Origin of the sequence: Microcystis sp. T1-4 (assembly GCF_000297435.1) — a bacterium.
In the GTDB taxonomy this organism is placed as follows: Bacteria; Cyanobacteriota; Cyanobacteriia; order Cyanobacteriales; family Microcystaceae; genus Microcystis.
Genome location: NZ_CAIP01000393.1, coordinates 1 through 9,285, shown reverse-complemented (window position 1 = coordinate 9,285; position 9,285 = coordinate 1). Strand labels below are relative to the sequence as shown.

The window sequence follows — 9,285 nt, the reverse complement described above, 5'->3', positions numbered from 1 at the left end:
TCTAGCATCACCTTCTGGTCAAGATGCTCATATAGTTCCTCTCAAAGTCAAATTTAGTTTTGGCAATCAACAAGATGTTTGGAACAGCGTTCAGAGTCTCCTTCGTCCCTAAAATATGTATGCAGTAATTGAAGTTAGATCGCCATCGCCGTAGTGCGATCGCAATCTTGTAGGGCGCGTTCCCTAATGCAAGTTAAAGTCAGATGTAGGCTGGGTTGACAAAAGGAAACCCAACAACTTCTAGTTTAATCCCCTCCGCCACCTCAACGATAGACACCTCCATTGCTTAGGGTAAAATGAAGGGGCATAGTTGAAAAGAGGTCAAATCTATGACAGTTCGACAACCCCGCTACAGCAAAGAAGAGTTTGCCCGACGTGGCGATGAGATTTATGAATCTCAGGTGCGCCCCCAAATTGAGGAAGGTAATCATGGTAGAATTGTGGCGATCGACATCGAAACTGGAGCGTTTGAGCTTGCCGACGATACGATGACTGCGACTCGGCGACTTTATGAACGATTGCCTGATGCTCAGCCTTGGGTTGTTCGGATCGGCTATCGCGCCGTTCATCGTTTCGGCGCACGGAGTTTGAAAGACGCTCTATGATGATGCAGGGTTACGTCAATCAGAATTACGAAGCAATAAACCTCTTGCATAATTAATTTTTGAGGGTTCAAAAACGGTAAGAATAAGGATTAAATTGCATAAAATCCTTAAATAGACCATTTAATTGATTATTGTTCATTCCTAATTCTCCTGACTCCTGACTCCTGACTCCTGACTCCTAACCCTAACAACAATTTTTGATTTTTACTAGAGGTCTAATGCTTTCCTTGGTTGTGAGGAACGGCGACAAACTTAAATCCATTACTGCTGTGATCGATACAGGGTTTACAGGGGTAGGGGTCTTGAGTCTCCCGATTGCTACTATTAGAGAACTTGAACTGTCTTCGAGTTACCGCGATCGGGCAACCTTGGGCGATGGTAGCGAAGTCTTATTTGATAGCTATGATGGCATGGTGATTTGGGGTGGGCAGTATTGAGAAATCGAGATTAACGCGGCAGAGACAGAGCCATTGATTGGAATGAGCCTGTTGCGCGGTTATCGGTTGCAAGTCGATACAGTGCGATGCCGAAGGCACTGCGTAGCAGTACGCCGATCTTGTAGGGTGCGTTAATGAAATGTAACGCACCTTATTTTGTTTTAATCAAAGCAATCTATTCAGCGCAGTTTCTGGTCAGTTATCATGCCAGATAAGGCAATGATCGAGGAAAATTTACAATCATGACAGTCCGTCAAACCCGCTACAGCAAAGAAGAGTTTGCTCGACGTGGTAATGAGATTTATGAATCTCAGGTACGTTCTCAAGTCGAGGAGGGAAATCAGGGGTAAATAGGCACTATCGGGAATATCTGGATCGAACATAGTTTTTAAGTTGTTAGTTGTTATGGCTATGGCAGTTATCTTAATAGTGAGGTACGAAGTCTCCAGTTTTAGGCAACACCAGAACAGGAGCTAGTCCCCTGGAGATGATGCCAAATGGCTGCATCTCACATTGGCAGAAGTATAGACAATTAGGAATGATAAATATAGATCATTAGTAATGATCGGTGACTCTTAGATGAGTTGCTACAAATACATTAACAAATGCTTGTAGGTATCTCACGGAAAAAATAAGACAATTCCTCTGATCTGGCGTTCGGGAGCTTAGTCCCCCGACGGATAGTTTGGGGTCTATAACTGGCCAAAAGCTGGGATTAAGTGATAAAATCGCAGTTAACGCCCAATTTTGGCAGTGAGTCTCCCTTGAAAAATCGCAACTTAGTGGATTTACAAAAATGAGATGGGCTTTGCCAAATGCTAAATTGTGTCATACTTCATCTATGATCAGAAACGCTGTAACTTACTTTTATAAGTAATACTTTTGATGTGTTTAAATATCTATCTTTAGTAGGAAATTAGCGAGTGGGCTTCGGCCGTGAGATCAGCGTTCGAGCGAGCGTTCGACAAAAGCTCACGCGGCTCGACTGAGCTCGCCGAACGTCCGAAGTCTCGCCGAACGTCCGAAGTCTCACGCCGAGGTCCGAACGGAAGTGGGGAGGTGGGGAAATGAGGAGTGAGGCTCTTGGGTTCTTGTTATCAATGGACGGGGTGATCAGGGATGAAACCACTATAGAGAAAGGCATTCGGTGATTTTTGTCAATTGTTTTCGATCCTGAAAACTCGCCTCTGATAACTGATCACCGATCACGGCTATAAACCACCCCAAACTAATCGGGCTGCCCAAAAGGGAATTAACAAAAATAAAGCGATAAAATCAGCCGATCTTAACTGTAATTGGTGCCAGCGTACTTGATGCTGATTGGGACTGGTAAAACCGCGAACCTCCATAGCGATCGCTATTTGTTCAGCGCGCAAAAGCAAATTATCTAGTAATTTTTCCACTACTGTTAACCAGAGGTTTAAACTTCTTTTAATCCCTAATTTTTGCCAATCGATCGCCCTAGTTCGCACTGCCCTGGCTAGATTTTGCACTTCTTCTAAAACCAGAGGAATAAAGCGCAAAGACAGGGTCAGAGTCAGAGAAATTTCCGTCACCGGCACATTAAATCGCCGTAAAGGACTCATTAAATTCTCTAAACCTTCGGTAATTTCTTCCGGGGCCGTCGTCAACAAAAAGAGATTAGTGCTATAAATTAAAGTAAAAACTAAGGTACTAATTCTCACTGCTAATTCCAAAGAACGCCGGGTAACAAATAAACGACCTCTATCCCATAAAACATACTGATAATCACTTGCTGGCGGTAAATTCAGCCCTTCCTCTGGTAAACGCGGCTGAATACTCACCGCTAAACCATCGGGAGTGATAGCAGTAATCAGAAAGACGATAATCGCCAAAAATATCAGCCAGCCCATCTGTTGCCGCCAGACGCGGGGGGGAATAGGTGCCAGCAGGGTTAAAAATATTAACAATCCCACCAAAGCTAAACGCCACCAAGGATTAGCCAATAAGGGTGCTGCTAAAAAAGCCATTAACCAGATAAATTTTACCCGCGCATCCAGTTGATGTAGTCGGGTAATCGGTTGATCGAGATAAAGACCGATGGGCAAACTTCGCAATAAATCCATAAATTAGACCTTGGTGGCTCTATTAACCGTTTTTTCCACTTCTCGCGCCGGTTTGCCGCGCCAGATTAAGCGGATCGGGGTTCCTTTAAAGCCTAACTGTTGCCGGAATTGCCCTTCGATGTAACGGCGATAGTTATCATTAAAGCGCTGGGGATCGTTAACGAAAAGGGCGATCGTGGGGGGTTGACTCGATACTTGCGTGCCATAGTATAGTTTCCCCTGTTTTCCGCCCCTGGTGGTGGGGGGATTGTGCCATTTAACCGCATCTTCGATCACATCGTTGATTACCGAGGTACTGACGCGACGACGGTGAGATTCGGCGGCAATATCGACTAATTCGAGGATTTTGGTGACTCTTTGCCCCGTCATGGCGCTGACAAAGATCATTTCTGCCCAATCCATGAAATACAGTCGATCTTGGAGTATTTTGGTATAAGTATTGATGGTGTAGGTGTCTTTCTCCACCGCATCCCATTTATTGACTACTAGCACCACCGCGCGCCCTTCTTCAATGATTCGTCCCGCCAATTTTAAATCCTGTTCGGTGACACCATCTAGCACATCGATGACGAATAGCACCACGTCAGACCGGCGAATTGCCTTAAAAGCACGGTTAATACTGAAAAATTCGGCTCCATAGTCCACATTCTTCTTACGGCGAATGCCGGCGGTGTCAATTAACCGATACACCTGTCCTTCTCGTTCAATTAAAGTATCGATCGAGTCTCTGGTGGTTCCCGAAATCGGACTGACGATCGCCCGTTGTTGTCCGGTTAAAGCATTGAGGAGACTGGATTTACCCACGTTAGGACGACCGATAATTGCCACTTTAATCTCTTCATTTTCGGGAATTTCCGCCCCGGGTGGCAAATATTTAATCAGGGCATCAAGTAGTTCTCCCGTACCAGAACCGTGAATGGCCGAGATGGGGAAGGGTTCACCGATGGCCAATTCCCAGAATTCCGTCGCTTGCAGGATACCCTGTTCCACCGATTCACATTTATTGACGGCCAAAAGTATCGGCACATTTTGCTGTCGTAACCAAGCGGCAATTTCTCGATCGCCGGCGGTAATTCCTGCCTGGCCATCGACGACAAAAATCGCCACACTTGCCTCTGCTAGGGCGATTAAAGCCTGTTCGCGGATTAACGGGAGAAATTCACTGTCATCGTTAAAAACTAGCCCCCCTGTATCGACAATTTGAAAATCTCGATCGCACCAGAAAGCTGGTTGATAGGTGCGATCTCTGGTAATCCCGGGTTGATCGAAAACGATCGCCTGTTGATCTCCAGCGATACGATTGACGAGGGTGGATTTGCCCACATTGGGACGACCGATAATAGCGACGACAGGCAGTTTCATAAGAGGGGGAGGGGACGGAAATTAAAGACCCAATATTCTATCATAGCGATTTGCGATCGACCTTGGTTGATTTATCTGTTTCTGTTCGGCACCGAGACATTGAATACTTTAGTCTGTAGAACTTTGGTATACAAAAGACTAGAATTCAGCTTATGCAATCTGGTCAACTAGAGCAAATTTTAGGACGAGAGCTACAGCGTTATCGCCAAGAAAAAGGGTGGTCGCAAGAGTATTTGGCGGAAGTAACAGGTCTGCATAGAACTTACATCAGTCAACTAGAGCGAGGATTAAAAAGTCCATCGGTGAGAGTGCTTAGTCATATTACTAATGCTTTAGGTCTGAGGATGAGTGAATTTTTGTATTCCGTAGAGGAATCCCTAAGTGTTAACGAACGACGAGACTAAAAGACTAAAGCAGGACATTCTAGCCGCAATTGCCTCACCATTGATTGGCTCGATCGAGGATTATAGCTGGGAAGCAATTTTCCATTATATCAAGAATATTCCTTTATCCGATCCTGCCCTAGGCAGAAGCAAACTACTCTACGATGCAGTGGACAGTAAAACTGCCAGTGGTTGGTCGCTAAAATCTCTACAACTGAATAGTTTAACTACAGATAATACCTTTTTGTTCGTAATTCAACGAGCAGATATTATCAAAAAAGCCATTCAACTTGGGGTTCCCTCTTTGAATCTGCAATCTTCCCCCGCACAACTGGGAACCGCTATTATTCAACACTGGAACGAGAAGATTCGCTCCAGTCAAACTGCTCAAAATGTCATCAACAGCTATGAGGGAATATTGCTAAAAAACCGAGAGGGCAATGAATATGTTTACTGTGAATACCCCCTTAATCCTCTTGATCCTAATGTTTTTTCTTGGGCATGGGCAATAGATAAAAAAACTGGGGGAGTAGGGGCAGGTTTACAGGGAAGCATCGCTGGCAAAACTCAGTTAGTTTGGTACAAAAATCAGAAACAGTTGTTTAGAAGCAGAACAATCCCCGCTGCCGCTATTCGTCTGAGAATTGAGAGAACTCGTCTGACAATAGATCGATATGTGGAGACAATTTTTGCAGCGCTACAAACCCAAACTAATACTCAAGATTTTGTCCCATAGAGTCTGCTACCACTTTGCCTAACAGTGGTGGCACAGATTCTCCAATTTGAGAGGCCATATCAGTATAAGTCCCTAAAAAGTGAAAATGATCGGGATAAGAATGTAATCTTGCTGCTTCACGAATTGTGATTGTCCGATTCTGGGTCGGATGAAAAAATCTGCCAGAACCGGGATGAAAAAACCACCTTGTAATTGTTCTTGCTGGTTTATCCCAAGAAAGTCGACCATAGGCCCCGCTATAGTGTTTTTTCGGTGCTAATTCAGCAGGTAAATCTCTCGCATCTTGTCCTTCCGCCAGAATTTGCACTCTTGACATTTGAATTGGTGTTAAAGCACGGGCAATATGATTAACAATTTTTTGACTTTGCTCACGCATCTTCTGTTGATATATGGTCTCGGGTTCCCTAGTATAAATTTCGTGATCATAAGCTTGTCCTGCTTCTAAAGTAGGTAAATCACTAATGGCATCTTTAACAGTAGTAACTGGGGCAATATTTGGTTCTAGTACAGTAAGCTGTGTCCAAGATTTTACAGCTTTATAATCACTTCTGATATCACCAGAATGAGTTGCTTGGGGAAGGGATGGTAAACGCTCTAGACTAGCTAAAAAAAAGGCTCTTGAGCGAGTTTGTGGCACTCCATAATAAGCGGCGTTTAGGGAAGTAGTAACTACTTGATAACCCCAAGATTCTAAATGTGCTACAATTTCATCTCTGATGATACCGCCATAAGCTTTCAAAATTTCAGGAACATTTTCCATGACTACATGAAGAGGACGAAACTCTTGAACAAATCCTAAGAAAGACTTATATAAATGATTGCGAGAATCATTAAGATAGCGATACCCAGCCGGGATATTTCGTGAAAATCCTTGACAGGGTGGACCCCCGATAAGGGCGGTTAATTCTTCTCTTTGTAAACCTAAGTATAAGCGCAGTTCTGATGGATTAACTTTGCGGATGTCTTCCTGAAAAGTGCGTGTTTTAGGATAATTATGTTGATAGGTTGCTAATGCTTTCGCATTTACATCAATTGCACAGATAGATTCAAACCCGGCTAAATGAAATCCCGTGGTCAATCCGCCCGCACCAGAAAATAAGTCGATAATTTGTTGTTTCATGGTTGAATACTATCGTATTCGGAGCCTCTTGTCAACTAAATATCCTAGCGATGATAGCGACAACAGGCAGTTTCATAAGAGGAGGAGGGGACGGAAATTAAAGACCCAATATTCTATCATAGCGATTTGCGATCGATCTTGGTTGATTGAGAGCGTTTCTCATAGGTGCGAAACGTTTAGGCATCAAATAAGGAGCCAAATGCCTGAAATAACCGCCTAGTAAGGTCTTTAGCCCCCGCGACTAACCTGATTGCTGAGAAGGGAGAAAAAAGCTGACGGTTAAAATAACTGATCACTGCCTTTTTCTAGGATTGAGAATCAGAATCTATCCCGGTCTTCACTTCAGGGATAATATCAGGTCTTTGGGCATCTTCCCAACCGACCGGGCGTTTAGAATTGTACCAAGCGATCGAACCGATGGTGACAGCAGCCAGAAAACCGACCACATAAACGGCCACAAAATAAACGGGGAATTTGCCACTGGCCACTTCTAGGAGTAGATACATAATTTTTTCACGATTAAGCTTTTAATTTGTATATCTTAACAGAATCGGCCCCCTCATCCCTATTCTCGATCGCTACTGGTCCACCAACCGGAAGGCAGCCAAACACCGCCATGAACAGCTATTTTTGCCGGTGTCATCATGTATCCCCAAGCTTCGCCGATTAATTCTCGCTCTAGATTATAAATAGGGATTCTGCGACGCTGATACTCGTTTTCTTCTGGATCTCTGCCGGGTTGATAATCTTCCAACCCATCCAAAAGCCCCAGATCATAATCTGCGTTAAAAGTCAATAAAATTCCTTTCACCCAGCCCTCGCCCTCGGTCAGTCCGGGATAACCGAGGGCGGTAAGATGGTATAAATGCCCCCTTGTGTAGACGGTTTTAGAGTTGATCACTTTTCCTGCACAGTAGGCAGAATAGTTACTTTCCTTGGGTTTCAGGGTTCCATAAACAAAGACTTCCATCATCGATCCAATTGTGCTGCTACTCCTCCTAATAGGATATCGCAAACAAATTGACTGGCTAAAAGTTCGTGGGGAAAACCGAGGGAAATGGCACTGATATTATCGAGTCGTTGCAGCTGTTCCCCAGTCAGGTTAAAGTCCACACAGGCTAAATTATCCTGCAATTGGGACAATTTTCGAGCGCCAATGATGGGAATTACGGAGTTAGGGCGATTTCTGAGCCAATTTAACGCCACCTGTGCCGGTGATTTGCCGATTTCTCTGGCAATCTCTAGGGCGGTCTCGGCAATTTTCAGATCGCGATCGAGAATTTGAAAAGGTTGGTCGGTCATGCTTAAACGACCATCGACGGGGTTGGGTTGATTATATTTTCCCGTTAAAACTCCTCCTCCCAGGGGACTCCAAGCTGTCACCCCGATATTTAATGCTTTGGCCATGGGCAATAATTCCCGTTCGGGGGTGCGTTCCTTGAGAGAATATTCTATTTGTAGTCCGATAAAGGGTGTCCATCCCCGTAGGGTGGCCAGGGTGTTCCCTTGGGAGACAATCCAAGCAGGACTGTCAGAAATGCCAATATAAAGGACTTTTCCCATCCTGACCAAATCATCGAAAGCGCGCATCACTTCCTCGATAGGAGTGAGAGAGTCCCAAATATGAAGCCAGAGTAAATCGATGTAATCAGTGCCTAAACGCTTTAAACTAGCTTCTACCGCTTGAAAGAGGTTTTTTCGATGATTTCCGCAAGCATTGACATCGCCGGGGCGCGTGTTGAGAGAATATTTCGTGGCGATTACCCATTTTTCTCGATCGCCCTTGACAAATTCCCCCACTAATGTTTCACTGGTTCCGTTTGTGTAGATATTGGCCGTATCGAGAAAATTGCCCCCCGCTTCCGCAAAAGCCTGAAAAACCGCCCGACTTTCCTCTTTATCCGACCCCCAACCCCAATCTTGCCCGAATGTCATCGTCCCTAGACATAGTTCGGAAACCCGCAGACCACTATTACCTAAAAGTTTGTAACGCATAATTAACTAAAATTTTGAATAAGAAGTTAATTATAGCGTTTTTCGGGCTGCTGAGGTACAAAAGTTATGGGTTTTAGGCAAAAGGCAAAAGGGAAGAAAAATAGGTGTACCTCACTAGCTTAGGAAACGCTTTATAATTGAATTTGAGCAACATTTTTGCTAAGTACATTTGGTACAATTTTGACAAGTTAACCTAGGCCTTATTGGTTAATCATTTTTTGCTTAGGTACTTAGCAGACTGAGGCTATTTAGAAACAGCCCAAGAACGCACTTCTCCTAAGGTTACTGGAGTGCGATCGCTAACATCAATGGTAAAGCGAAAAACTCGTTTAGCGCGCAGACCATTTTCGGGATCGAAGAATTTTAATTTCACATCCCAGCATTCACTTCCGTAGCGACAGAAGGGGCTTTTTTCCACTTCAATACTGTGTAATTCCATTCCCATCGCCACTGCTTGGGAGAAGGTTTGTACGGCTTGAAAAGCGTTAGTAGCTGCAAAATTTAAAGCGCGATTGCGGGCGATTTGTCCGACATTGCGTAAGTCATAATAAATGCGATTC

Annotated in this window: 9 protein-coding genes and 2 pseudogenes; 4 read left to right on the top strand and 7 right to left on the bottom strand. The window is 44.3% G+C overall.

Features of this window, described 5'->3' with window-relative positions; genetic code table 11:
• Window positions 1-329: 329 nt before the first annotated feature.
• Window positions 330-605: a hypothetical protein gene (locus tag MICAI_RS18190; protein WP_002752933.1), complete on the top strand. Its 276-nt coding sequence runs from the start codon at window positions 330-332 to the stop codon at window positions 603-605.
• A 218-nt stretch (window positions 606-823) separates the two neighbouring features.
• A pseudogene (locus tag MICAI_RS27345) lies at window positions 824-1,177 on the top strand (clan AA aspartic protease).
• 1,076 nt (window positions 1,178-2,253) lie between these two features.
• Here the strand turns inward: MICAI_RS27345 and MICAI_RS18180 are convergent.
• Window positions 2,254-3,129: an energy-coupling factor transporter transmembrane component T family protein gene (locus MICAI_RS18180; RefSeq protein ID WP_008205621.1), complete on the bottom strand. Its 876-nt coding sequence runs from the start codon at window positions 3,127-3,129 to the stop codon at window positions 2,254-2,256.
• A 3-nt stretch (window positions 3,130-3,132) separates the two neighbouring features.
• On the bottom strand, window positions 3,133-4,491 hold the full coding sequence (der, locus tag MICAI_RS18175) for a ribosome biogenesis GTPase Der (protein WP_008205619.1): 1,359 nt from the start codon (window positions 4,489-4,491) through the stop codon (window positions 3,133-3,135).
• Window positions 4,492-4,643: 152 nt separating this feature from the next.
• Here der and MICAI_RS24405 point away from each other — a divergent pair, with 152 nt between their 5' ends.
• Both MICAI_RS24405 and MICAI_RS18170 read left to right on the top strand, forming a co-directional pair.
• Complete coding sequence (locus MICAI_RS24405; RefSeq protein ID WP_002761350.1) at window positions 4,644-4,895, top strand: helix-turn-helix domain-containing protein; 252 nt, start codon at window positions 4,644-4,646, stop codon at window positions 4,893-4,895.
• On the top strand, window positions 4,873-5,610 hold the full coding sequence (locus MICAI_RS18170) for a hypothetical protein (RefSeq protein WP_008205617.1): 738 nt from the start codon (window positions 4,873-4,875) through the stop codon (window positions 5,608-5,610). The genes MICAI_RS24405 and MICAI_RS18170 overlap by 23 nt, the downstream gene beginning before the upstream one ends.
• Here the strand turns inward: MICAI_RS18170 and MICAI_RS18165 are convergent.
• From MICAI_RS18165 to MICAI_RS18145, 5 genes and pseudogenes are all read right to left on the bottom strand, one after another.
• On the bottom strand, window positions 5,585-6,730 hold the full coding sequence (locus MICAI_RS18165; protein ID WP_008205615.1) for a DNA cytosine methyltransferase: 1,146 nt from the start codon (window positions 6,728-6,730) through the stop codon (window positions 5,585-5,587). The genes MICAI_RS18170 and MICAI_RS18165 overlap by 26 nt on opposite strands.
• Before the next feature lie 305 nt (window positions 6,731-7,035).
• Window positions 7,036-7,236: a photosystem II assembly protein Psb35 gene (psb35, locus tag MICAI_RS18160; protein WP_008205613.1), complete on the bottom strand. Its 201-nt coding sequence runs from the start codon at window positions 7,234-7,236 to the stop codon at window positions 7,036-7,038.
• A 59-nt stretch (window positions 7,237-7,295) separates the two neighbouring features.
• On the bottom strand, window positions 7,296-7,703 hold the full coding sequence (locus MICAI_RS18155) for a gamma-glutamylcyclotransferase family protein (protein ID WP_008205611.1): 408 nt from the start codon (window positions 7,701-7,703) through the stop codon (window positions 7,296-7,298).
• On the bottom strand, window positions 7,700-8,725 hold the full coding sequence (locus tag MICAI_RS18150; protein ID WP_008205609.1) for an aldo/keto reductase: 1,026 nt from the start codon (window positions 8,723-8,725) through the stop codon (window positions 7,700-7,702). The genes MICAI_RS18155 and MICAI_RS18150 overlap by 4 nt, the downstream gene beginning before the upstream one ends.
• 244 nt (window positions 8,726-8,969) lie before the next feature.
• Window positions 8,970-9,285, bottom strand: a pseudogene (locus MICAI_RS18145) (peptidase S8); the annotation flags it as partial.

Excerpts from the sequence above, each read along its gene's own strand:
- MICAI_RS18190 (WP_002752933.1), top strand. The coding sequence starts at position 330 with ATGACAGTTCGACAACCCCGCTACAGCAAAGAAGAGTTTGCCCGACGT.
- MICAI_RS18180 (WP_008205621.1), bottom strand. The coding sequence starts at position 3,129 with ATGGATTTATTGCGAAGTTTGCCCATCGGTCTTTATCTCGATCAACCG.
- der (WP_008205619.1), bottom strand. The coding sequence starts at position 4,491 with ATGAAACTGCCTGTCGTCGCTATTATCGGTCGTCCCAATGTGGGCAAA.
- MICAI_RS24405 (WP_002761350.1), top strand. The coding sequence starts at position 4,644 with ATGCAATCTGGTCAACTAGAGCAAATTTTAGGACGAGAGCTACAGCGT.
- MICAI_RS18165 (WP_008205615.1), bottom strand. The coding sequence starts at position 6,730 with ATGAAACAACAAATTATCGACTTATTTTCTGGTGCGGGCGGATTGACC.
- psb35 (WP_008205613.1), bottom strand. The coding sequence starts at position 7,236 with ATGTATCTACTCCTAGAAGTGGCCAGTGGCAAATTCCCCGTTTATTTT.
- MICAI_RS18155 (WP_008205611.1), bottom strand. The coding sequence starts at position 7,703 with ATGATGGAAGTCTTTGTTTATGGAACCCTGAAACCCAAGGAAAGTAAC.
- MICAI_RS18150 (WP_008205609.1), bottom strand. The coding sequence starts at position 8,725 with ATGCGTTACAAACTTTTAGGTAATAGTGGTCTGCGGGTTTCCGAACTA.